Genomic DNA, 24,519 nt, shown 5'->3' on the forward strand with positions numbered 1-24,519 from the left:
GGAGTGGTGCGGACTCCGCGAGGGACGCGCCGGTGCGTCTACGGGAAGCGACACCTGGGGGACGGATCCGCCTCCGTGCGCTGCGTGCAACTCCCGTGACTGCCTGCGCGGTTCGTCGGCTGTCGCCAGAATGACGGCATGGCCATCCGCGAACTCAGCTACGTGCTCCGCCGCGATCCTGCCACGGGCACCGACGAACTGACACTCCTCGCCGCGGTGCCCGAGGGCGTGCCGGACGACCTGATGGAGCGGATCATCACCGCCACGCACCGCGCCGCGCCCGCGTCGGGAGCCGCGCTCAGCTACACCCGGCTGCCCGGCCGGCACGGCGGCGGACTGCTGTGCAGCGCGCGCCCCGACGAGGAGTGGGCAGGACTGCGCGTCGACGCCCGGTACGCGGTGGGCGATCCGGACGGGACCTGGCCGGGCCGGCCCATCGACGCCTGGCGCCCCAGAGCCCTGGTCCGGCCCGGGCACGACCCGTTCGCGGACCCCGACCGGCGCTGGGACGGCGCGCTGCTGGGCAAGTTCGCCCGGGACGCCGGCCGGCGCCTGGCGCCCTTCCTGGCCGATGTGCGCAGGCTGTTCGCGGATCCCGCCGGCCGTCAGATCGTCGTGGCCGAGCACGACCAGGAGACCGTGGCGCGGTGGATCGCCCTGGCCTGCGCCTCCCTGCCGCTCAGTTACGCACGGGCGCTGACCTTCACCACCCACACCCCCGACCCCGGGACCGCTCCGCAGCAGATCCTCGGGATCGGCCCGGACACCGACCCGGCCGTCTTCGACCGGTGCGACGAGGTGACCCGAACCCACCTCTTCCGCGTCCACGACGGGCTCGGCGGCCCGGGCAGCCCGCGCCTGACCGACACCTGGGCCGAGGTGACCGCCTGGCTGTGGTGCGAGGGCGCGCCCCCGCGCACCGACGACGACACGGCCCACGTTCCCGCCCCCGACGACGCCTTCACCCTGCTCCCGCTCGTCCGCCGCGCCCTGGACCGCGAGCGGTGGGAGCATCTCGACCTCCTGGGGGACGAGACCCTGCGCGACCTGGTGGCCGCCGTCCGCGACGCGGCGGAACGTGACAAGCCGGACGGCGACGCCGTGGCGGACCTCGCCAGGTTCTGCGTACGGCTCGGGGAACACCGCCCGTCCCTGGTCCAGCCGCTCGCGCTCGCCCTGGCCCGGCGGCGGGTGGACGCGGCGAGCCCGCGGGACGCCATGACGGTGCTGGAGTCCTGCACCGACCTCCACCTCGACGAGACGTCCTGGCGCACGCTGCGCGCCGAGTACGGGCCGCCGCCCGAGGACGAGCTGCGCAAGATGCTGCGCTACTCCTGCGACACCTGGGAGAAGCCGCTGCACGCCCTGCTCTCCTCCGGGGCCGGCACCAGCCCCGTCGTGGAGGAGGCCGCGGAGCGGATCTCCCGCGTCCTCGGCAGTTCCGACGCCCGCCGGGCCGGTGAGGACGCGATCGTGCTGCTCGCGGCGCTGGACGACCACGGGTTCACCCGCCGCGTCCTGGAGCGGCTGGCCGGGAACCTGACGGAGCACCGCGTGCGGAACCTGCGCGACCTGGCCGCCTCCTCGCACGGCGACTGGCTGCGCACCCAGCTCGACGGGGCGCCCCTCGCCGTGCGGCTCGCCGTGTCGGCGGGTGTCCTGGGCCGTGCACCGCACCACCTCAGGGGGGCCGACCTGCTGATCCGGCTGGCCGAACAGCACCTCGACGGGCAGGTGCCCGACGCCCCCACCCTGCGGCTGCTGTGGGCCCTCGTCTGGCCGGCGAGCGGCCAGCTGCCCCGCGAGGACCTGAGCAGGATCACCCAGGTCTGCTCCGCCTCGCTGATCGTCGAGGCGAAGCTGGAGATTCGGTTCACCCCCTGGCTCCGGCACCCGAACAGGGTCGGCTCCGCGCTCGTCGATTTCGCCCGCGCGGCCGTCCACTCCAGCCGGCTGACCACCTCCGAGAGGGCCACCGCCCGGCTCCTCACCCTGGCCGACGACTTCGAGCGCGGCCACGAGCCGCTGGGCCGCGTCATGGAAACCCTGCCCGTCCTGGAGGACCGCGCGGGAGAGCTCGACCCCACCCTGCGTGACGCGATCGACTACCGGATCGCCCGCGGCATCGCCCGGACCGACCCCGTGGACCTGTTCGGCTCCAAGGCGCTGCGGTACGTCGCCGGCAGCATGCGGCTGCTCGGCCACTACCGGGAGGCCGTGGCGGACGCCCGGCGCGAGGGCGGTGTGCTGGCCCCCGACTCGCTGCGCGACCCGCGCCGCCTGGCGGCCCTGTTCGCGGCATGGAGAACAGGGCACCGGGGCGCCACCGGCGCCTGGCGCGACGCCACCGACGAACTGCTCGTCCAGGTCGTCGGCGAGGCGCTGCGACAGCTGGACAGCCGCGACGTCGACGAAGTGGTGCGGTTCCTGGCCCGCCGCTGCGGCGAGGACTACGCGCGGGCCTGGCACGCCTGGTGCCGGCGGTGATCGTGGGGCGCGTACGCGAGAGGAGGGGCGCACAAGGGGCGCACGATCTCAGGAAGGTGGTACCGGTGCCCCCGTAATCCTCACAGGCACCAGATCTGCGGGGGCATTCTCAACTAGGCTTGCTCGCAAGGAAGTCCACACGAACATCCGCGGCGTTCGCCTGCGAGGCGAGCCCGCGGCACGGACGACGCGCTACTCGGAAGACGCGGGGCCGGTACGGCCCCGGCCTCGGGGGAGAGGACCAGCGTGAGCGAGACCTTCGACCTGCCCGGCGGCAGTATGGCGAGCCGCCCCGTCCATTTCATCTGGTTGCTGGACTGCTCCGGCTCGATGAGTGTGAACGGAAAGATCGCCGAGCTGAACTTCGCCATCCGCGAGGCCATACCGGAGATGCAGCAGGCCGCCCGCTCCAATCCGGGAGCCACCCTGCTCGTGCGGGCCGTCTCCTTCGCCAGCGGCGCCAGCTGGCACATCAACGAGCCCACCCCGGTCGACCAGTTCGTCTGGGAGGACCTGCACACCTACGGCGGCACCGACATGGGCGCCGCGTTCCGGCTGGCGGCCGGCGCGCTCCAGACGCCGCCCATGCCGCAGCGCGCCCTGCCGCCGGTGCTGGCCCTCGTCTCCGACGGCCAGCCCACCGACGACTGGCGCTCCGGACTGCGCGCCATCGACGACACGCCCTGGGGCAAGCGCGCCGTGCGGGTCGCCCTCGCCATCGGCGACGACGCGGACAAGAGCATGCTCAAGGAGTTCCTCGCCAACCCGGAGCTGGAGCCCCTGCACGCCAAGAACCCCCGCCAGCTCGCCGCCGCCATCCGCTGGATGTCCACGGCCGTGAAGGCCGCCTCCACGCCCAGGGTCGACGGCGGCACCGCCGTGCAGGCCCCGCCGCCGGTGGCGCTGGGCAAGGACGAGGACGAAGACCCCATCTGGTGAACGGCGTCGTGGCACCGGCCGAGCGGTGGGAACTGCTCGAAGGCGCGGTGAAGGGCGCGGGCAAGAAGTACAGCCAGGACCGCTGCGCCGCCCGGCACGCGGCCGACGGGCGGGCCGTCGTCCTCGCCGTGGCCGACGGCCACGGCTCCGCGCCCCACTTCCGCAGCGACCTGGGCGCCGGCTGGGCCGTCGAGGAGTTCGTCGCGTGCGCGGGGGAGTTCGCGCGCACCGCCGTGGCCCACGACGACGAGGCGGAGCTGCGGGGCGACGAGGGCCTGTGGTGGAACGCGCTCTCCACCCTGCGCGCCGAGGCCCGACGGCTGCCCCAGCAGGTCACGCACCGCTGGTACGAGCGCGCCACCCTGCACGAGAGCAACTCCCCGGCACACGGCGGACCGTCCCGGCCGGCCGGTGAGCAGCCGGCACAGCGGACCAAGGGTCCCGACCTCACCGCCTACGGCACCACCCTCCTCGGCGCCGTCCTCACCCGGCGCCTGCTGGTGTGCTGGCAGCTCGGCGACGGGGACGTCGTCGTCCTCGACGCGGCTGGCACCCCGTACGCCCCCCTGTACACGGGCCCCGACCTCGGTGACGAGACGGACTCCCTGTGCGCGCCCGAGGCCTGGCACCGGGCCCGCTGCCACTGGCAGCCGCTGACCCGCGAAGGCCCCTCGGGCCTCCTGCTCTCGACCGACGGGCTGTCCAAGAGCTTCACCGACCACCAGGGCTTCCTCGACTTCGCAGCCGGAGTGCACGGCCGCGCCGTCGAGCACGGGATGCCCGCCGTACGCAACCGGCTGCCGGAGTGGCTGGGACACGCAGCCCAGTACTCCGGCGACGACACGACACTCGTGGGCGCGTTCGAGGCCGCCGGTCCGGCCGCGCCCCGGCAGCACGACGCGCCACCCACGTGAGCCACGAGAGGAACCCCATGGTGAACGGCATGCTCGCCCCCGGGCAGACCCTGGTGACCGAGGAGGGGGAGAAGGTCAAGGTCGCCGAGATGTTCGGTTCCGGCGGGCAGGGCGAGGTCTACCGGGTACGGACCCGGAAGGGCGACCGTGCCCTGAAGTGGTACTACCCGCAACTCGCCGACGGGCGACAGCGGCAGATCCTCGAAGGGCTCATCGGCTGCGGCTGGCGCGACGACCGCTTCCTGTGGCCGCAGACCATCGTCGTCGACGTGGACGGCAGACTGCCCGGCTTCGGTTACCTCATGGACGTACGGCCCGCCCGTTTCCACGACCTGCCCGCGCTGTTCCGGCGCGACCCCGCGCTGGCCGCTACGACCCCCCGCACCCTGGTCATGGCGGCCCTGCACACCGTCGAGGCCTACCGCGCCATGCACGCCAAGGGCATCGCGTACCGGGACATCAACTGGGGCAACATCTTCTTCGACCCCCGCAGCGGGGACGTCCTGGTGTGCGACAACGACAACGCGGTCTTCGAGGGCGAGACCGCCGGTGTCGCCGGAACGATGGAGTTCATGGCGCCGGAACTGGTACGCGCCGACCGGGGCGCCCAGCCCGGCATCCAGAGCGACCTGCACTCGCTCGCCGTCCTGCTCTTCCTGCTGCTGATGAACCACCATCCGCTCGAAGGCGCGCTGGCGCTGCAGATCCGGTGCATGGACGAAAGGGCCCGCAAGAAGCTGTACGGCACCGACCCGGTCTTCGTCTACGACCCGAACGACGTGCGCAACCGGCCCGTCCCCGCCGAGCAGCCGACCGTCGTCGCCACCTGGAACGCGCTCCCGCCGATGCTGCAGGAGCTGTTCGTCCAGACGTTCACCCACGGCCTGAAGAACCCCAACCGGCGCGTGCGCGAGAGCCAGTGGCGCGACGCGCTCAGCGAGGCCCTGGACACCATCTGCCTCTGCGGGGCGTGCGGCCGGCAGAACCTCACCGAGCCGGACGGCCCCGCCCCCGACTGCTGGAGCTGCGGCACCAGACTCGCCCTGCCCCCGCGTCTGAAACTGACCACCGGCACGGCGACCGTCCGCAGCAGGCCCCGGTCCGTCCGGCTCGGCCCGCAGTCGCGGATGTACGCCCACCACCTGTCCGTCGACGCAGAGCGGCACGACTTCGGTGCCGTGGTGGCTGAGGTGACCGAACACCCCAAGCAGCGCGGCCGGTTCGGCATCACCAACCGCTCGCAGAACCGCTGGATGGCCCGTCAGGCGGACGGCTCCGTGCACGACGTCGAGCCCGGTAGGACCGTCGCCCTGCGCCCCGGCCTGCAACTGGAGTTCGGCGGCGGGGCCGAGGCGGTCGTCCAGGACTAGGGCGGGACTGAAGCGCGCCGGACGGCGCGTGAAGCGCGGCCGGGCGGGATCACGCGGCCGGGCGGGCGAGCCGGCCCGGTCCTCACGTCAGATTCCCGGCATCCGTTCCCCGCATCCGGTTCCTCATGTCCCGAACGGCCACCACCGGCGCCAGCGCTGCCACCAGCCGTGGAGCGAAGAGGCATCGAGCAGCGGCGGCAGCAGCCGCGGCGGGGGCGGCACCGCCGGGAGGTCGGCGACCGCCGCGTCGGTGGGGACGGTGAGCGCGTCGGGGCGGGGCTGTGCGGCGACCGTGACCCGGTACGTCTCCGTGCCGACCGGGATCTCCACGTACCCGTCGGCGAGATACGCGCTGCGGGCCACCCGCCGCTCCGCCCGCCGACCGCCGCCCTCCCAGACGACCAGCACCAGCACGGCGGGCTCCGGCCAGGCGAACCGCACGGCCGCGCGGTCGTCGGACAGCCGACGCACCGTCAGGTCCCGTACGCTTCCGGGCCGCTCGACGACCACGTCGGGGCCGCTCACCTTCCGCTCGCCCAGCACGCTGACCGCCGTCATGCGCAGCCTCGACCCCTCCGGCACGGTGACCTCCACGGACGGCTCCGGCCCGGCCGGGAACTCCGGATCGGTCAGATGCGCGCGCCGTGACACGTCCGTGCCCGCGACCACCGGGCCGTTCGGCCACGGCACCACCGTGCTGCGGCCCCGGTCCGGCGGACGCCAGGTGAGCGCGACCCGGTCGCCGTCACCCAGGAGCCGCGCCGTGAGGTCCTCCACCTGGCCGGGCCACTCCTCGGCGCGGACGCTGACCAGGACCCCCGGCGACCAGACCCGCTCGTCGTCCGGACCCGGATAGGCACAGCGGATCTCATACCGGTGCGTGCCCGCGGGCAGCGGTACGTCCAGCAGCCCGTCGCGCCCGCACGGCACCAGCACGGTGTCTGCGAACGCGTCCCCCTCCGACGTGCGTTCCACCGCCACCGCGACACAGGCCGGATCGGCACTCCAGCGCAGCCGCACCCCGTCGGGCACGAGTGCAGTGGTGACCCCGGCCACGTCCGGTGCGATCACCAGCGGCGCCGACACCAGCGGCACGCCGGCGACCAGCCCGCCGCGCAGCGGGACGACCGCATAGCGCAGGGGGCGGCCGATCGGGGCGTCGGGGTCGGTGTGGTGCGGCGGGCCGGAGGGCGTGTCGCTGTCGGCGGGCGGCAAGGCCGGTTCGCCGCTGCCTGCTTCGCCCGCTGTGCCGACGGCTGCCGGAGGCTGTTCCTGGGAGGTGAGGCTTGCGGTGTCGGCAGTTGCCGTGGGCTGTTCTTCGGAGGTGTCGCTCGTGGTGTCGGCGGCTGCCGTCGGCCGGTCCTCGGAGGGGGCCTCCGCCGTGTCCTCGGGCGCCGGCGGCCGTTCCGCCGTGTCGCCACCTTCGGGGCCCTGACCCGTCGTCGGCCCCGGTGGCCATGTGCCCAGCTCGGTGGCCGCATCGGGGGAGCCGTCCGGGAAACGGAGCAGGCGGAAGGTGACCGGGGCCGCCCCGGCCCGGGCCGGCGGCCAGGTGAGCCGGACCGTGCGCTCGTGCAGGGCCGCATCCAGGCGGGGACCGGCCCCCGCCGGCGCCGCGTCCGCCGCGCGTGCCGCCGCGCCGAGCAGGCCCGCCTGGAGCCACGGCTCGTCCACGGCCCGGCGGACGGCACCGAACCAGGCGGCCGCCGCGCCCCGCGCGTCCCCTCGTACCGCCCGCCGGTCGGCCTCCTCCGTCCACTGGTCGAGCTCGGCGCGTCGCGCGCTCAACTCGGCGAACAGCCGGGTCAGAGCGGGGTCCCGGCCGGTGTCGTGCACCTGCCCGGCGAGCCGCCGGGCCTCGCGCAGCCGCCGCCCCGGCCAGACGTCGCCCAGCCGCTCCGCGGCCTCCCGGGCTTCCCCCGCGGCGGGGAAGCCGGCCGCCACCGCCGCCGCCAGGTGCGCGGCCTCCTCACGGTGCACCCCGAGGGCGGCGGCCGCCTCCTCGGTGGGACCGGCGGAGCCGTCCCGCAGCAGGCAGGCCAGTTGCCACAGCAGGACCCGGCGCAGCCCCATCGGGTCGTGACGGACGTACGCCTCCAGCACGTCCACGACGCCCACCGCCGCGGCGGCCCGCGGGTCGCCGGAGGACAGCCACGCGGCGCGGGCCCGACGGACGTACTCCTCGTCGACCCGCTCCCACAGGGTGCCGCGGCCCCGGAACCACAGCCCGTCCAGCACGCGGAAACCGTCGTCGGAGCCGGTGGCGGATCCGAACGCGGCGGCGCGGGGCGGCGCGGGCGGGCGCAGGGCGTCCGCCAGATGCCGGAAGCCCAGCCCGTCGAGTGCCGCGCGCAGCCGGGTGTAGTCGCGCATCGCGGGGAAGCAGGGCAGGTCGGGCGGCGGAGGCGGGGACGTCCCCGCGTCAGCCGACACCCGCTCGCCGGGCCGCCACTGTGCCACGCCGCCTGGTTCCTTCCGTCCGTCGTGGGTCGTTGCGTGGGTCCGTCGTGCGTGGGTGCGTTCGGGCCTCACTCGCCGGGCTGCGTGTAGTAGTACACGCGGACCAGCGCGGTGTTCGGTGTCTCGCTCAGGTCGTGGAAGTCGTCCGTCGCCATGCGGGCACCGAACATCTCCGGACGGGCCTTCGGCAGCAGCTCGTTGACACGGCCCGCGTACTGCGTGCCGCCGCGGCCGCCGCCGAAGGTCAGCACCAGGGCCGCCGTGCGCCCCTTCCATTTGGCGGTGCCGGAGCGGATCTGCCGCAGCAGGCCGTCCCGGTCCGTGCCGCGCACCCGGAACTCCCGGTACGTGCGCGACACGCCCTGCGGCCCGGTCGGCGAGGGGCTCGGCGACGCGCTGGGCGTCGGGGAGGCGCCGGCGGACTTCCTGGGGCGGGCGGCCAGCGGGTCCGGGCGGTCGGCCATCGTCACCAGCGCCAGGACCAGGAGCAGGTCGGCGAAGAGCCAGCCGGCCAGCACGACGGTGCTCAGGGCGCGCCGACGGGACCGGGGGCGCGGGGTCACACGTCACCGCCGTCGGACCGCTCCTCCGGGCTGCCGGCCGGCGCGGGCACCGTGCCGCGCGGGCCGTGCACGCCGTTGACCTGCCCGGGCCGCAACTGCCCGGACAGGGCGCTGATCTGCCGGTCGAGGTGGGCGGCCGCGTCCTGCCAGTGCGCGGCCGCCGCGTCCCAGCGCTCGGTGGCCTCCCGCATCCCGTCGACGACGTCGTTCGTCCGCCCGGCACCCGCCGCGACCGCCTGGGCCGCCAGCTCGGCCGCCTGGGCCGCCGCCGCGGACTTCACCGCGAGCGCCTTCTGCTCGGCGACCAACGAGGCGAACGCGGACCGCACCTCGTCGCCGGCGGTCTGCAGACGGTCCGAGATGATCTGGGCCGTGTCCCGGCTGTCCCGGCGCACCTGCTCAGAGACGGCCGTACCGGCCTGCACCGCGGCCTCCACCCGGTCGGCCGCCCGGGCGAGACCGGGCACCTCGGCCGACAGGGCACCGGCCGCCTTCTGCAACGCGTCCGTGGCGTCACCGACGGCACTGGCGCTGTCCACCAGGCTCTTGTGACTGCGCTCGGCCCGCTTGAGCAGACCCTGCAACTGCTGGGCGGCCCGCGTCAGTTCCTGCGAGAACTGGTCCGGGGAGGCGGCCCGGTGCGGGGCGAGGCACAACTGCACCCGGGTCAGCAGCGAGGCGAGCCTGCCCAGCAGCCGTTCGTCCTCGGCGTGCCGGACCTCCTCCTCCCGCTCGGCCCGGGTCCGCGTACGGGCGTGCCACACCGACAGCAGCACCAGCAGGGTGATCAGCAGGACGGCCATCAGGGCCACGTTCTCGAAGCGGCCCAGCGCCGACAGATGGCCGTCGAACCCGGTCTGCCACAGCTGCAGGAAGGGACGGGTCGCCTCCTCGGGCCGTTCCCGGCTCAACTCGCCGTAGGCGCGCACCGCTTCGCGCAGTCCGTACCAGGTGATCAGCAGCGGGACGAACACCAGCACGCCGAGCACGGCCTCCAGCACCCCGTCGCGCGGGCCGCGCCGCCACCAGGGCCGCCCGGGGTCGGGGCCGACCGGCTCGGCGGTGAGGCTCTCCGGGCGGACGAAGCTCTGGACGAGGTCGAGTTCGGCCCAGGTCCCGAGCCGGTTGCCCTGCGTCAGGTCGTCGGCGAGGGCGCTCAGTTCGTCCCTGCGCACGGCCAGTCGGTTCTCGTGCCGTTCGAGGAGTTCCGTCAGCTCTTTGCCCAGGACCTTCTGGTCCAGGAACGTCGATCCGGGGGGCGTGGATGCGGTGGTCAAGCGTGCTCTCCTGACTCAGCACCGGGGGCGGCCGGTGCTCCTGCGATCTGCCGGGCACTCCTCAGCGGGGGACGCCGCCGCGGTCCCGGTGGTTCCTGCCGCGACGGCCCAGTCGCTCCAACAGGGCCTGTGCGGCGCCGTGTTCGGGGTTCCAGCCCAGACAGCGGTGCAGCGCCTCGACGGCCTCGTCGTGCCGTCCGCGGCCGTCGAGCCGCTCCGCGTGGCGGTAGGTGCGCTCGGCGAGCAGTCCACGCACGCGCGCGTTGGTGGGGTCGTGGCTGTAGGCGCACCGCAGCCAGCGTTCGGCGTCGGGGAAGTGCTCGGGCGAGAAGTCGGCCATGGCCGCCGCGCAGTGCACGCCGATCATCGCGTCGAGCACGTCGGGCCCGGACGTGCCCTCCCCGGCGGCCTGCCAGGCCGCGTGCGAGGCGCCCACCGCCTCCGCGTACCGGCCCTCCGTCAGCAGGTCGCGGGCGGTGGCCAGACGGCGCGCGGCCTTGCGGTCCGCCCAGTGCTCGGGGTCGGACGGCGCCGAGGACTCCGGCGGCTGCGGGGCCTCCACAGGCGGAGCAGGCTCCGGAGGCCGTGGGGACGGGTCCGTGCCGAGGGAACCGAGCAGCGCCCGCGCCTCGGTCACGATCGTCTCCAGCAGCGCCCGCGCCTGACCGACCTGCCCGCGCGCCACCAGCTCCCGCGCCCGCGCGACGTCCAGGGGCCCGTCCGGGGCGTCCACGGCACCGGGCCCGGGGGAGGCGGCCGGCGCCGCGGACACGGGCGGCGGGAGGCGCGCCAGGGACGGCTCCGGCGGGGGAGGCGGGGGAGACACCAGCGTGACCGTCAGCCGCGGGGCGTCCGACAGCGTGTCCTCGGACGGGTCGGCGGGCTCCAGCGCCGCCAGTCCGTCCGCCCCCGCCGGCGGCACCCCCGCCAGCCGCGCCGCGTGCATCAGGGCACCGGTGGCGAGCAGGTGGTCGGGCGCCCGTACGGTGTCCCGCCCGAGCCCGCGCACCCCCGACCGGATCGTCTCCAGCCGGGTACCGCCGCCCACCAGCAGCAGAGTGTCGACGTCCCGGGCATCCATCCCGGACTGGTCGAGCAGCGTGCGCGCACGGTCGCGGGTACGGCGCACATGGCGCTCCAGATACGCCTCAAGCTCCGCCCGTTCGATCCTCAGCCGGGTCGGGCCGCCGCCGAGGTCGAAGTCCAGCAGCGCCGCGCCGTGACCGCCGGGGGCGCCGAGCTCCTCCCGGATCCGCTCCACCCGGGCGCGCATCCGCAGCCAGCCGGCCTCGACGAGGCCGGCCGGCTGGGCCCGGCCGCGCACGGCCCGCAGCGCGCCGGACAGCGCGGCGTCGTCGAACGCCCGGCCTCCGGTGCTGGCCGCGGTCTCGTGCCCGAGCGCCCGGTAGCGCTCCCGCGCGGCGCGCACCAGCCCGAGTTCGAACCCGCCGTACCCCAGGCCGTACACCAGGCACGTGGCGCTGCCGCGCCCCTCCGTGTGGCCGATGACCGCGGCCATCGCGTCGCCGATCAGGCGCACCTCGTCGAGCCCGGCGGCGCGGGCCGCGTCGAGCAGGGCCGTCCGCTGCGCCGAGCGGTAGCTCACCGGCACGCTGATCACGGTCAGCGCGATCCGCGCGCCGGCCACCGCCTCCACCTGCTCGCGCACCTCGCGCAGCAGCCCCGTCACCACCTCGTCCACCGCCGTCGGCACCCCGCCGACCAGGGCCGGACGCCCGCTGCCCAGCCGGCTCTTCAGACTGGGGAACGTGACCGGCAGCGGGCCGGCCACCGTCGGCTCGCACAGCAGCCACGGCCACCGCCGCCCGGACAGCGCGAGCCGCCGCACCGGTCCGCCCGGCAGCCCGAACGCCGCCCGCACCCCCGTGCTGCCGAAGTCAAGGCCGAGCCCGAGGCCCGGCGCGGGCCCCTCCGTACCCCCCGGCGCGGTCACGCGTCCGCCGCGTCGTCCGGGACCCGCAGGATCCCGCCGAAGCGCTCGGTGTCGCGCAACGCCGAGACCCGGCGCGCGTCGTACGCCTGCGCCACCAGGTTGGCGAGATTGCGGGCCTGCTGGGCGGCCAGCAGGCGGTTGCCCTCGGAGTGGGCCTGCTTCACATAGCCCACCGCCTCGTTGATCAGGCTCGCCGTCTCCGGCGGCGCCCCGTCCGTGGCCTCCTCCGCGTGCAGGAACTGACTGGCGTAGCCGCAGTTGTGGTACATGTCGTCGATCAGCAGCTCGGTGAGCCGCTTGTACTCGCCGCTCTCGCCCTGCCGGAGCACCTGCTCGGCCTGCTGCAGGTCCCGGCGGACCTTCATCTCCTGGAGGTCCTCCACATAACCGCCGTACCGCTGCAGGAACTTCTCCGCGTCCCGTTTGGCCCACTCCAGCCGCTGCCGCAGCGTGGCGCTGTCCGGCTCCAGCACCGGGGCGGGCGGCGGGGTGCGCGGCTTCTCCCGCTTGGGACGGGACTCCAGCCGCATGTCCGTGCCGGGCACCGTGATGGTCACCGTGATGGTCCGGTTCGCGTCGTAGTTGAACGACACCTCGACGCGCTGGTTGAGGTCGATCTCCTGCGGCAGTTCGAACTCCACGACGCCCTGCTCGTCGTTCTTGCTCGCCACCGGGCTGTTGCCCTCGTACACCGGCACCCGGATCAGGCGGCTGTCCGTCGCCTGGAACACCTTCGTGCACGGCTCGGGCAGCGGGTAGGCGGTGCCGCTCTCGATGATCGGGACGAAGACGTCGCGCTGCGAGCCGCGCACCGCGCCGATGCCCATCGCGACGCCGGTCACCTCGTACAGACCCGTCGTGCCGACCGCACGGGCGCCCGCCAGGCTCGTCCGGCACGTCGCACACACCGTCGCGCTCTCGTCGTTGACGGTGTCGCAGTCCCGGGCGGGGCACTCCACCCCGTTCAGGGTGCCCGCCAGGATGCCCGCGCCCAGCGCCACGCACTCCATGGGGTTGATGTTGCGGCGGACCTTCTCCCGGCCGAAGAACGCCTCCACCGCCTCGTACACCGAACGGGTCAGCGTGCCGCCGCCGACCAACAGGACGTCCGTGATCTGCGAGGTGGTCAGGCCGTCCTGTTCCAGGGTCTCGCGGACCAGGTCCATGGTGCGCCGCACCAGAGGGTCCGTCAGCTCCCGGAACTCGGCCTGGCTCAGCGGCATGTAGACGTCGACGACGACGCCGTCACCGGTGTAGCCGGCCGGGATGTTGACGATGGTCTCGGGCAGGTCGTTCAGCACCCGCTTGGCCTGCTCGGCCTCCCGCTTGGCGAGGAACCGGAACCGCTCGTCCTGCGAGGGGTCGACGCCGTACTCCTGCCGCACCCACTGGGCGATCCGGTCGACGACGGCCAGGTCGAAGTCGTCGCCGCCCAGCCAGTCGTCGCCGGTGAACTTCCGCACGGCGAACTGGGCGTTGCCGTCGTGGCCCTTGGTGGAGTCCAGCACCGAGATGTCGAACGTGCCGCCGCCCAGGTCGTAGACGAGGATGCGGCTGCGCTCCCCGCCCCGCTTGTCCAGGCCGAAGGCGATCGCGGCCGCCGTCGGCTCGTCGATGATCTTCTTCACGGTGATCCCGGTGAGCTCGGCCGCCTCCCGGGTCGCGGCCCGCTGGGCGTCGCCGAAGTGCGCCGGGACCGTGATCACGGCCTGGTTCACCTCCTCGCCGAGGTTGCGCGAGGCGTCCTTCACGAGCTTGCCGAGGATCGCGCTGGAGACCTCGGCCGGTGTGGTGGTCCGCCCGCCGAAGACCACGTGCGCGCGAGGATCGTCGTCCGGGCCCGGAACGATCTTGTAGCTGAGCCGGTCCCGGGCCCGCGCCACCTTGGCGTCGGTGAAGTCCCGGCCCATCAGCCGTTTCACCGACACCACCGTGTCCTGCGGGTTCTTCTCCGCCCAGTTGAGCGCGTACCGCCCGACGAGCAGCGACTCCGATCCCTCCCGGCGCATCATGCCGACCACCGAGGGCGTCAGGTTCTCGGCCTCGCCGTTGCGGACCACCCTGGCCTCCTGGCGGTCCGGGTCGTAGTGGGCGACCACGCTGTTGGTGGTGCCGAGGTCGATACCGATCGCCGTCATTCCCGCTCCCCCTCCTGCCGCATCCCCTGCTCGTTCCCGCCGCCGTGCCCGTCGCCGGGTACGGCGACCACCACGCGGGCGCCGCGCAGCACCCGGCCCGCGTAGCCGTACCCGCGCTGCACGACCTCCAGCACCTCGTCCTCGGCGGCCGGCGCCGACGGCCGTACCCCGACCACGTGATGCGTGGCCGGGTCCGCCCGCTCACCCGGGACACCGATCGGTTCCAGGCCCTCACCGCGCAGCGCCGTCTCGAACCGCTCGGCGATCCGCGCCAGGCTGCCCCGATACGCCTCGGCGTCCCGCGCCGGGCCACCGGCCAGCAGCCGGTCGAAGTCGTCTAGGGTGTCCGCGCACAGCAGCAACAACCGCTCCACGTGCGCCCGGTGGGCGGCGTCGCGCGCGGCCAGCTCCCGGGCATGGGCGTAGCCGAGCCGCGCGGCCGACATGTCCGACTCAGTCATCACCACTCCTCGCGGTCACCGGTCGAACCGGATCAGGTCGTCCAGCAGCCGGGCCGCCCACGGCGGAGGCGGCCCCACGGGGCGCGCCGGCCCTCCCGCCTCCTCGGACGCGCCGCACGACCGCGCGGATCCACCCTCCGGCCCCGACCGCTGCCCGCAGCCGTCGTCGCCCGCGCCGTCGTCCGGCCCGCCGGCGTCGCCGAGGTCGTACACGAACAGGTCGAGCAGCAGCCGGCGGCGCAGCGTGCGCAGGTCGTTCCACGCCTGCTGGGTCCGCCGCGTCATCAGGCCACGGGCCTGCAGTTCGAAGGACACGTCCTGCATCTCGGCGTGTGTCGTCAGGGGCGTGACGCCCACCGGGGCCAGCGCCGCGTACGGCGAGGTTCGGCCCGGGTCCTCACCCGGATCCTCGATCATCACGTCGCGTTCTCCTCCTCGGCTTCGCTCACGGGGCCCGCAGCACATCGCGCCAGCGGCGGACGGTCTCCAGCAGGAACGTGCGGATCCGGGCCGACGACACGTCCGTACGGGCCGCCCGGATCAGCAGGTGCACGGCCAGCGCCACGTCGCCGTCCTCCTCCAGAGCGCGCCGCGCCCGCTCCGCCAACTGCCGTGCCAGCGAGGCGACATCGGCGGGGTCCGGGTGCCGCTCCTGGGCCATCGCCCGCATCAGCTCGGCCAGCCCGTCGATGCCGATCCGCTCCGACACCAGCCGCTCCAGCTCGTTCAGGGTCTCGGTGAGCGTCTCCCGGTAGCCGTGTGCCAGCTGCTGTCCGAGCCCCGTGTGCAGCAGACCGAGCGCCTCCTCGATCAGCCCCAGCCGCCCGACCGGATCGGTGGTGCGCCCGTCGAGCGTGAACACCAGGCACCGTACGAGGTTGTCGCGGGCGTGGCCCGACGCCGGGTTCAGCTCCAGGGCCCGGCGCAGATCGGCCTCGGCGGCGGGCACGTCCAGCGGCAGGCCGTACCGCCCGCGCGCCGAGGCACGCCACACCCCGCGCATCGACAGCAGCAGCGACAGCTGGGCGTCCAGCTGGGCCGCCAGATCACGGGCCAGCGGCTGGAGCACCGGCTTGACCCGCTCGACCAGGTCCACGGCCTCGTCCAGGGCGGCGTCCCGCTGGTCCGCCTCCGCGTAGGTCAGCGCCTCGACGCGCCCGAGCACCATCTGCACCACCGCCCAGTGGGTGCGCGCCGGCATCCCCGCCCGGGTGGACACCCGCACGGCCTGCGACCACTGCTCCAGCGCCCGGTCGAGCCCGCCGGAACCGCTGGTCAGCGCCGCCTGCGCGAGCGCCAGCCGGGCCTGCACCGCGAGCGCCGCGCCGTCTTGGACGAACCGGGCGTGCCGCCGGGGCAGCAGCAGGTAGGCCGGGTTGCGGCGCAGGAAGTCCCGGCAGTGGCCGCAGCCCTCCAGGTGCGCCCCCGGGCCAGCGGTCGTACCGGGACCCGCGCAGTCCTCGGGCAGTTCGGTGAGCGCGGGCAGCGCGGGCAGCGCCTGGAGCGCCTGCTCGAACCGGTGCGCCTCGCACAGCGCGTACGCGGGCGACAGCTCCGAGAACGCCCAGCGCAGCTTGCGCACCGCGAACTCGCCCGGGTCATAGCCCCGTTGGGCGTCCGCGCTCAGCTCGGCGGCCCGCTCGGCCAGCGGCACCTCCAGCCGCAGCATGCGCAGATAGCGGGGCCCGAAGGCCGGCGCGGCGGCCGTGCCCGGCACCAACGGCAGGCCACCGACCTCCTTGAGCACCCGGGCGCCGCCCAGCTCCGCCTCGAACAGCGCGGTCAGCGCCCGGTACGCCTCGGCCTGCTCCGGCCGGTCCTGCTCGGTGTGGCTCTGCTCGCCCGCCGCGAGCCGGTCGGACAGCAGCCGGCTGAGGTCCCAGCGCAGCCGCGCCAGATCGTCGAGGGACACGGTCCGCTGGTAGCAGTCCGCGCGTTCGGCCCGCCAGGAGTCCCAGTAGCCCTCGTCGCTCAGCAGGGCCGCCCAGTACGCGAGCGCCGCCTCCCAGGCCCGCACCGCATGCTCCCACGCCCCGCTGTGCTCCAGTTCCCGGGCCTGCCACAGGCGCGCCACGGCCAGCCCGTGCACCACCGCCATGTCGCCGGGCGCCGCCGCGAGCTCCCGCTCCCACGCCGCGACGGCCGCCTCCCGGCCGCGGGCGAGCAGGAGCAACAGGGGCGCGTCGCGCGGGAACCGCTCGCACAGGGCGTCCAGCGGATCGGACCCGTCGTCCGGCGCCAGATGACCCACCGCCTCCCGCACCGCGTTCGGGGCGTGCCAGCGGTACAGCAGGGCGTCCAGCTCCAGCCGCCGCGCGGGCACCCGCAGCCGGTCCCAGGCCACCCGCTCCTGCCAGCTCCACGTCGTGCCGCCCCGCTCCATCAGCGTGAACGACACCTCGTTGACCACGTCCATCGACGATCCGGGGCCCACGCCCGCGTCCCGCAGCGCCAGATACGGGAAGGTGGCGTCGCGCAGCGCGAACGGGTCCGCCACCAGCGGCTCGCCCATCGGGCCGTCCACCCAGGGCAGCACCCGCAGCACCCCACGCAGCCGCACCGCCTGCGCCCCGGCCCCCTCGTGCCGCGCCCCGGCCCGCTCGTACGCCTCGACCGCCGCCGCGAACCGGCCCTGTTCCTCCAGCAGCCGCCCCTCGCAGTGGGCCAGCCGCGGCCCGGCGTCGCGGTACGCCGCACAGCCGCGGAACGCCTCCGCGGCCCGGTGCCAGTCGCGCTGGGCCTCCGTCAGCCGCCCGCGGGCATAGGCGGCGACCCGGGGCGCGTCGGCGTGGCCCCGCAGTGCGTCGGCGACCCGGCAGGCCTCCTCCCAGTCGCCCTCGGCCTCGGCGAGACGGGCCCGGGCGTACCGGGCGCGCACCGCGGCGTCCGCGAAACCGCCCTCGTCGGCGAAGGCGTCCGCCAGGTCCTGGTAGGCGTCCCGCACGGCCCGCCAGGGTCCGGCCCCGTCGGCGGCGGTCTCGGCGACCCGGGCCTGCGCGTACCGGGCGCGCGGCGCCACGTCGCCGTGGTCCTGCGGCAGTTCCTGGTAGGCGGCGAGCGCCTGCGCCCAGCGGTCCTCCCGCTCGTACAGCCGCGCCTGCGCATAGCGGTGCAGCCGGGCGAATTCCTCGTCGTCCGTGCACGGCGCGAACAGGTCGCGGGCGCGCTCCAGTTCGCCCAGGCTCAGCGCGTGCAGCCCCGTCGCCTTGCGGCGCAGCAGGCCCACCGCGCCGTCCAGGGCCTCGTCCGGTACGTCGTCCAGGTGACCGAGCACCGATGTCCAGGTGTCGGGTCTGGCGGCCTCCTGATGCTCGGCCAGGCGGGCACGGGCGTACTTGCGGCGGTGGCCCACGTCGCCGTCCGCGTGACTGTCCGGCAGCCCGCCGAACCCCTCGACGACGGCCTTCCAGTCCCCGCGCGCGGACGCGGCCCGGCCCCGGGCGTACAGCAGCAGCGCGGCGGGCGGTTCCGGCAGGTCGTGGAGGCGCGGGGGCACCTCGGCGAAGTGGTCCCGCGCCGCGTCCCACTCCTCGCGCACCGCGCAGGCCCGGCCGAGGGCGTAGTGCCGACGCGCCGGCGCGTCCGGATGCTCTGCCTCCGCGTACGCCTCGGCCGCCGCCTCCCAGTTCCCGGCCGCCTCCGCGACCCGGCCCTGTGCGTACCGGCGCCGCGCCAGGGCGTCCTCGTACGCGTCCGGCAAGAGCCGCAGGCACTCCACCGCCCGCTCCCAGTCGCCCGCCTCGGCCGCCGCGCCGGCGCTCTCGTGGACACGCTGCCGCAACTCCGCGAGCCGGCCGGCGGGATCGGGCAGGTCGTCCGCGAACAGGGCTAACAGGCCGGGCTCTTCGGGTTTCCGGTCCGTGACGGGGGAGGTGGCGGCTTCGGTCCGCCGGTGCGGGGGCGCAGGCGAGGTGCCGGTGAAATCGGTCTGCCGGTGCGGGGCCGGGGCGCGGCCGGCCTGCGGCGGCACGGGGGCGGTCGCCGGGACCGCTGCTGCGGTTCGCGCCTGACGCAGCGCGGTCGTCGCCCGCTCCATCGCGTCCAGCGCCTCGGGCCAGGCCCCGGCCTCGGCGGCCGCCCGCCCGCGCGCGTGGTGGGACCGCACCACGGCGTCCGGGAAACCACCGGCCGACCCTAACCGCTCGGCCGCCTCCTCCCACCGCTCCTCGGCCTCCGCCACACGCCCGGCGGCGTAGGCGAGCCAGTGCGCCAGCCCGGGCACGCGCGCGCGGTGGGCGCGGGCGCGGGCGTCGGGTGAGGGCGTTTGGGGGTGTCCGTTCGGGGCGTCCGGGGTGGGGTGTCCACCGGATGCCTTCGTGCGGTGGTGTCCGTTCGTGAGCGGCGCGTGGGGGCCGGCGTGCGTGGTGACGGCGCTCGCGTCGGCCTCGGTGCCCGTGCTGGTACCGGTGCGTGAGCCACTGTCAGTGCCGGTGTCGGCGGTGGCGGCGGCTGGGACTGGGCACCCCTCGGGGGCCGGTGCGGCGTCTGCCCCGTCCGGGGGCACCACCTGCGGGTCCGCGTACCGCCGGGTCGCCTGGGCAAAGGCGGCGTGCGCCGTTCTCCAGTCGCCGATGCGGGCGGCGGCCCGGCCGCGGGCGTAGGCCGCGCGCGCCGTGGCGTCGTACAGCCGTGCGCAGCGCCCGTACGCGTCCGCCGCCCGCGGCCAGTCCCCGGCCGCCTCGGCGGTACGGCCGTCCACGTAGGCCGTTCCCTCCAGCGCGGGGCCGTGGTCGGGCCGCAGGCCCAGGGCTCTCGCGTACGACGCGGCCGCGGCGGTCCAGTCGCCGCAGGCGCACGCGGTGGCCGCACGGGCGCAGGCGTCGGCGAGCGCCAGTTCGTCCCGGGCGGTGTCGCGGAGCCGGACCGCGTCGCCGAACCCGTCCGGCCGTCCGGTGAGGATCTTCTCGCAGTGCCGAAGGGCCGCTGCCCAGTCCCCGTCCCGCTCGGCCGTGCGCGCCCGGTCCAGCAGCCCCGTGAGCCGGTCCAGTTCCCGCACCTCGTGGACGAGGACGGGCCACCAGGCGCTCTCGTCCTCCGGGAGCGCGGCCCGCACCTGCGCCAGCTCCTGCGCGGCCGGTGCCGACTGCTCCGCCGTGAGCAGTTCGCACAGCCGCTGGACCCGAGGCCAGGCCAGTTCGTACGCGGCCTCGGCGCGCAGCAGTCGCTGCACCTCCTGGAGCTGGGTGTCGGTGGTCAGGATGTTGAGCACCTGTTCCCACTCCCGGCGCAGCCGCCGGTACCGGGCCGCCTCGATGACCAGGGCGGACCCGACGTTCCCGGTGGGGTTCTCGTAGGCCCGCAGCGCCGCGTCGCCGCGCTGGAGTGGGTCCAGCGCGGGCCGGTCGTCCCTGCCGCTGTCCTCGTCGCGCACCTCGCGGGCCTTGAACAGCCAGCCGTGGCTGCACTCCTCGTGCAGGAACAGCGACGGGGTCGCCCACTCGGTGGCCGTGTGCCCGGGCTGGTAGGAGATGTGCCGCCGCGCGGCCGCCATCGCCTCGTCGATCGTCTGGTTGGCCGCGATGCCCTTCAGCAGCGCGGGCCCGAACAGCCCCGCCGACCGGTCGCTCACCCGCCCGCGCATGGCGACCACGGCGGGAACCCCGCCCCCGATCAGCGCCTGGGCGAGACCGGAGAACGGTTCGGTGTGCGAACTGTCCGCTCCCGAGCAGAGGTTGAGCACGACCAGCCGCAGCCGCGACGCCCGCAGCAGCATGCCACTGAGCAGGTCGGCGGGCACGAGGTCGGTGCCCCCGCCCGAAGTCTCCAGGTGCACCATGCCCCGGCCGCGCTCGGTGTCGTACGACCCGTGTGCGATGAGCAGGACGGCCGTGGGCAGGTCCGAGGGTTTGCTCAGCGCGGCCTCCAGGGCGTCGCGCGTGGCCCGCCGCAGCATCACCGTCTCCACGGTGAACTTGGGCAGCTTCGTCAGCAGCGCCCCGACCTCGTCGTCACCCACCGGCATCGCACCCTCGCCGGCCGGCGAGGCGTGCGCGACCAGCAGCCGTATCTTGCTCGGCTCGTCGTCCGGTTCGGGCAGCCGCCCGCCGATCGGCCCGCCCGGCAGCGACCGCACCAGCGACACCCCGTCGTGGAAGGCCGGCGACTGCCCCGGCTCGGTCGCGGGCGCGCACAGGGCCTCCAGGGGAAGACCGCGCAACGCCGGCGGCAGGTCGAAACGCAGCCGCAGCCCACGCTCGGGCACCATGCGCCGTACGTAGGCCTGCGCGTGGCGCAGACACTCCTCGGCCTGTTTGCCCAGCAGCAGGCCGAACACGTCCCGGCCCAGCTCGCGCAGCCGGGACGCCGGGTCCTGGCCACCCAGCGGGGCGTAGCCGAGCTCCGCCTCGATCAGCCGTTCCCAGCGCTCGTGGAACTCCTCGGCACGGCCGGCCGTCGTCAGCACGTCCGCCGCTCCGCCCGGGCCGCTCACCGTCAGCACATGACGCCGCACACCGACCGGGCGCACCCGGAAACGCAGCTCCTCGTACTCCATCACTCCGGCAGACCCCCGATCCGCCCCTGTGTCAACTCCGAGTGAACCAGGGTCAGATCGTGCTCGACCAGATCACGGAGCTCGGTCAGTTCCGGGTCGTCGGGGAAGTGGGCGAGCGCGTCGGTGAGGCGATCCCTGGCCTCCTCCAGTCTGTTCCGGGCGCCGACGAGGCTGCCCGACCACCGCAGTCGGGCTCCGAGGAAGCGCAGGAGGAGGCCCAGATTGACCTGCGGGCGATGCAGATGCGGGTTGAGCTCGACGGCGCGGCGCAGGTCCGCGGCCGGGGACTCCAGCTGCTCGGGATCACGGTTGGCCTCCATGATGCCGCGGTCGGTCAGCACGCGCGCCAGCTGTCCCTGGAGGCGGTTGCGGCGGCCCTCGCCGACGAGCGCGCACGCCGCCTCCAGCGCCGCGCCCGCGGCCTTGAGGTCTCCGGCCCGGTACAGCGCCTTGGCCGCCCCGAGCGCGGTGCCGGCGATCGCCTCCTCGACCTCCGCCTCCCGCTCCAGGGCCCGCGCGTGCCCGAGGGCCCGCTGCCAACTGCGCGCCGCGGCGGGCACGTCGGGACCGGTCGTCCCGAGCGCCGCACGCCCCTGCGCGAGCCGCGCCTCCAGCGCGAGCACACGACCGTCCCGCAGGAGCAGGGCGTGTCTGCCCGGCTGCCCCGCGTACGCCGGGTTGCGGGCGTCGAAGTGGGGACAGTGGGGGTCGCAGACGGGGGCGGCGCCTTCGCCCGGGCCGTGCGGGGCGGGGGCGGGGGCAGGAACGGCCGAGGTGTGGGCGGGGATCGCGGAGGCCGACTGCTGTGCGGGGGCCGGCGACGAGGGCGGAGCCTGGGTGGTCGTGGGCGCCGCTTCCGGCGCCTGGGGCGCCTGGGCTGCTTCGGCCGGCTGGGGTGCCCGGGCGGCGTGGCCGGGGTGGCCCGTCCCGTCGACCCGGCCCGTCGGCTTGGCCTGGTTCGGTTGTGTGGCCTGGTCGGCCTGGTCGGCCTGGTCTGCCGGGGACAAGACCTGCGCTGCCTGGAAGAGCGGCTGCCCCGACTGTGTCGCCTGCTCCGTCGGACCTGAGGTTCTTCCGGTCTCGGGGCGGCGGGGGCCGTCCGCCGGGCCGGAACCGCGGGCGCGGCAGCTCGGGCAGCGCAGCCCGGACAGTGCCGCCAGCGCCTCGTCCGGGCGGTCGAGCGAGAGCAGGGACTCGACGAACCCCAGCTGCGAGAAGGCCCTCCGTAACGCCGGGGCGGCTTCGCCCAGTGCGGCGACGAAGGCGCCCAACTCCTTCTCCCTGCCGAGGTCCGCGATCCGCAGGGGCCCGCAGACCACGGGTGCTGCGCCGGCCGCCAGGGGCAGCCCGCCCGCGTCGGCCAGCCGCCGCGCCGCCTCCGTCTCGCGGTGCAGTACGGCATCGGGGGAGGGACGGCCGCTGGGGCCGTGCTCGGGCATGGCCGCCTCGAGCCGGGTGTGCAGGTCCGCGCGGAGTGTGGCCAGGTCCGCGTCGTCGACGGGGGCGCCGTAGCGCTGGGCCGTGCCGGTGCGCCACCGCTCCCAGAAGGCCGTGTCGTGCAGCAGCCCGGTCCACAGCGCGACGCACCGCGCCCAGGCCTGGGCGGTGCCCGGGCCGGAGGAGGGCGGGAGCCCGTGCCAGGTCATCACGGCCAGGGCGTGGGCGACGGACCGGTCGGCGGGCGCGGCGCGGGAGGCGTCGGCCAGGAGGGCGAGGGCGTCCGGGCGCCGACCGCTCAGACAGAGGGCGACGGCGTGGGGGAGCGTGAACTCCCGTACGTCCGGAGCGAGTCGGCGGGCGCTGTCGAGCAGGGTGGCGGCCCTGCTCCAGTCGTCGCCCGGCCCGGAGCGGCCCTGCGGGCCCGCCGCCTGCGCGCGCGTCATCGCGGACCTCGCGGCCGCCGCCAGCAGCCGGGCGACATCGCGCGCCGGGGTACCCGACAGCGCGGCCATGACCCAGCGGGCCTCCGCGTCCAGCGCGCCCACGCGCTCCGCGGCCCGTAAGTCGGCCAGCGCCTGGGCGGGCCGGCCGAGGCGCACGCGCGCGTAGGCACGCTGGACGAGGATCCGCCCGTGCCCCTCGCACCGGCCCAGGGCCTCGGTGAACTTCCGCTCCGCGAAGGTGTGCGCCCCCTGATGGGCGGCGGCGCACCCGAGCCAGTACAACGGGTCCGGGTCCGTGGGGTCGAGCGTCACGGCCCGCCGGAACTCCTCCTCGGCCCGCACCGCTTCCCCGACAGCGAGCTTCACCCGCCCCAGGCCGATGTACGCCCGCACGGCGAGCCGCACGGCGGCGTCGTCACCGGGGCCCGCGGCACCCTCTACGGCCCTGCTGGCGGCTCCGGACGCGGTGCCTTCGTCCGGCGTGCCGCCGACTCGGGAACCGGTGCCTGAGTTCGGGGCTCCGTCGCCTGTGTCCTGGACTTCTTCGCCTCCGGCGCCTGCGTCCTGGGCACCGTAACCTTCGGCGCCTGCGCCTTGGGCTCCCGAGCCTCCGGCCCCTGAGTCCTGGGTTCCTTCGCCTCCGGCCCCGGCCCCAGCCTCGCCTCCGGCACCGACCCCGCCTCCGCCCCCTGTGCCCGGTCCCAGGCGGGCCAGTGCCGTCCGGAAGGCCCGGGCCGCTTCCTCGGTGTCGCCGGCCGTCAGGAGGGACTCGCCCCGCTCACAGTCCTGCCGTGCCCGGTCCAGTTCACTGGGCTGCGTCACGTTCCGAGCCCCCGCTCCGTGGTGCACGTCGTCGTACCCCACCGTGTCCCGCGCCTCAGCCCGCGGCCTCGTCCAGTTCGGACCGCCACCGCTCGCGCGTGCGGTCGTAGTGGACCGGCCCGATCGAGAACTCCGTCAGATCGAGCTCCGTCAACTGCTCGTACGCCTGCTGCGGCAGATCCGGTTCCAGGACGATCCGCAGTCCCGTCCGCTCGTCCTGGAGCACCAGCGGCCGGGGCACGGCCGCGTCCTCGGCCGAACCGTCGCGCCGGAACACGCGGGCGACGAGCTTCTTGAGCGCGGCGTAACCGTCCCGCACGGCCTCGCTGCCCAGTCCTGCCAGGAACGCCTGGAGCGGCAGCGACGCGAGCACCAGCCACTGGAGTTCGGCGGGCCCGCGGTGGCCGAGGGTGCGCCGGACCCGGATCTCGGACACGCCCATGTCCCGGAACCGGGCGGTCAGCTCCTTCTCCAGCACCTCGGAGACGTCCTGGGCCAACAGCAGTTCCGCGCGCGACGGTGCTTCGGTCATGACGGCCTACCTCCCCCGGGCCAGCACGGCCGGTCGGCTTCCATGTGACGCCCGAGCCTAGAGCCGGGGGAATGCCCCACGCCACCTGAACGCCCTTGTGCCCGCCCGTGCTTGGGAAGCCTCACAGAACCCGCACGTCCTGCCACACCGGTCGGCGGTCCGAGTCCAGAACCGTGCTGCCGTCCCGACCAGCCGGTACAGCGGATCGCCGGACGTCGGCCGGAAC

14 protein-coding genes are annotated in these 24,519 nt (G+C 75.3%); 4 read left to right on the forward strand and 10 right to left on the reverse strand.

What is annotated here, in order from left to right; genetic code table 11:
* Positions 1-138 precede the first annotated feature (138 nt).
* The 4 genes from ACFPZJ_RS14020 (at position 139) to ACFPZJ_RS14035 (ending at position 5,710) form a co-directional block, all read left to right on the forward strand.
* A complete protein-coding gene (locus tag ACFPZJ_RS14020) occupies positions 139-2,487 on the forward strand; it encodes a GTPase-associated protein 1-related protein (RefSeq protein WP_381021078.1) in 2,349 nt (782 codons plus the stop codon).
* Between the two features lie 279 nt (positions 2,488-2,766).
* On the forward strand, positions 2,767-3,426 hold the full coding sequence (locus ACFPZJ_RS14025; protein ID WP_381021311.1) for a vWA domain-containing protein: 660 nt from the start codon (positions 2,767-2,769) through the stop codon (positions 3,424-3,426).
* A complete protein-coding gene (locus ACFPZJ_RS14030) occupies positions 3,423-4,340 on the forward strand; it encodes a protein phosphatase 2C domain-containing protein (protein ID WP_381021080.1) in 918 nt (305 codons plus the stop codon). Before ACFPZJ_RS14025 ends, ACFPZJ_RS14030 begins: the two co-directional genes overlap by 4 nt.
* Positions 4,341-4,357: 17 nt before the next feature.
* Complete coding sequence (locus tag ACFPZJ_RS14035; RefSeq protein WP_381021082.1) at positions 4,358-5,710, forward strand: protein kinase domain-containing protein; 1,353 nt, start codon at positions 4,358-4,360, stop codon at positions 5,708-5,710.
* 123 nt (positions 5,711-5,833) lie between these two features.
* Here the strand turns inward: ACFPZJ_RS14035 and ACFPZJ_RS14040 are convergent, their stop codons facing one another.
* The 10 genes from ACFPZJ_RS14040 to ACFPZJ_RS14085 all read right to left on the reverse strand — a co-directional run bounded on the left by ACFPZJ_RS14040 (position 5,834) and on the right by ACFPZJ_RS14085 (position 24,293).
* Complete coding sequence (locus ACFPZJ_RS14040; protein WP_381021084.1) at positions 5,834-8,170, reverse strand: hypothetical protein; 2,337 nt, start codon at positions 8,168-8,170, stop codon at positions 5,834-5,836.
* A 68-nt stretch (positions 8,171-8,238) separates the two neighbouring features.
* A complete protein-coding gene (locus tag ACFPZJ_RS14045) occupies positions 8,239-8,733 on the reverse strand; it encodes a hypothetical protein (RefSeq protein WP_381021086.1) in 495 nt (164 codons plus the stop codon).
* Positions 8,730-10,010 carry a hypothetical protein gene (locus ACFPZJ_RS14050; RefSeq protein ID WP_381021087.1) on the reverse strand — a complete coding sequence of 427 codons (1,281 nt, stop codon included), beginning with the start codon at positions 10,008-10,010 and terminating at the stop codon, positions 8,730-8,732. Before ACFPZJ_RS14050 ends, ACFPZJ_RS14045 begins: the two co-directional genes overlap by 4 nt.
* Positions 10,011-10,071: 61 nt before the next feature.
* Positions 10,072-11,964, reverse strand: a complete 1,893-nt coding sequence (locus tag ACFPZJ_RS14055; protein ID WP_381021088.1) for an Hsp70 family protein — start codon at positions 11,962-11,964, stop codon at positions 10,072-10,074.
* Positions 11,961-14,102, reverse strand: coding sequence for an Hsp70 family protein (locus ACFPZJ_RS14060; protein ID WP_381021090.1), 2,142 nt, complete (start codon positions 14,100-14,102; stop codon positions 11,961-11,963). Before ACFPZJ_RS14060 ends, ACFPZJ_RS14055 begins: the two co-directional genes overlap by 4 nt.
* Positions 14,099-14,563 (reverse strand): nucleotide exchange factor GrpE, encoded by a 465-nt coding sequence (locus tag ACFPZJ_RS14065; RefSeq protein ID WP_381021092.1) that lies wholly within the window; start codon positions 14,561-14,563, stop codon positions 14,099-14,101. Before ACFPZJ_RS14065 ends, ACFPZJ_RS14060 begins: the two co-directional genes overlap by 4 nt.
* A 15-nt stretch (positions 14,564-14,578) precedes the next feature.
* Complete coding sequence (locus ACFPZJ_RS14070) at positions 14,579-14,980, reverse strand: hypothetical protein (RefSeq protein WP_381021094.1); 402 nt, start codon at positions 14,978-14,980, stop codon at positions 14,579-14,581.
* 28 nt (positions 14,981-15,008) lie between these two features.
* Entirely contained in the window at positions 15,009-21,056 is a 6,048-nt protein-coding gene (locus ACFPZJ_RS14075; protein WP_381021096.1) for a CHAT domain-containing protein, read from the reverse strand.
* Positions 21,056-23,344, reverse strand: a complete 2,289-nt coding sequence (locus tag ACFPZJ_RS14080) for a hypothetical protein (protein WP_381021098.1) — start codon at positions 23,342-23,344, stop codon at positions 21,056-21,058. The genes ACFPZJ_RS14075 and ACFPZJ_RS14080 overlap by 1 nt, the downstream gene beginning before the upstream one ends.
* A 472-nt stretch (positions 23,345-23,816) precedes the next feature.
* Complete coding sequence (locus ACFPZJ_RS14085) at positions 23,817-24,293, reverse strand: hypothetical protein (protein ID WP_381021099.1); 477 nt, start codon at positions 24,291-24,293, stop codon at positions 23,817-23,819.
* Between the last annotated feature and the right edge of the window lie 226 nt (positions 24,294-24,519).

This window comes from Streptomyces bullii, from assembly GCF_042657145.1.
Lineage (GTDB): Bacteria > Actinomycetota > Actinomycetes > Streptomycetales > Streptomycetaceae > Streptomyces > Streptomyces bullii.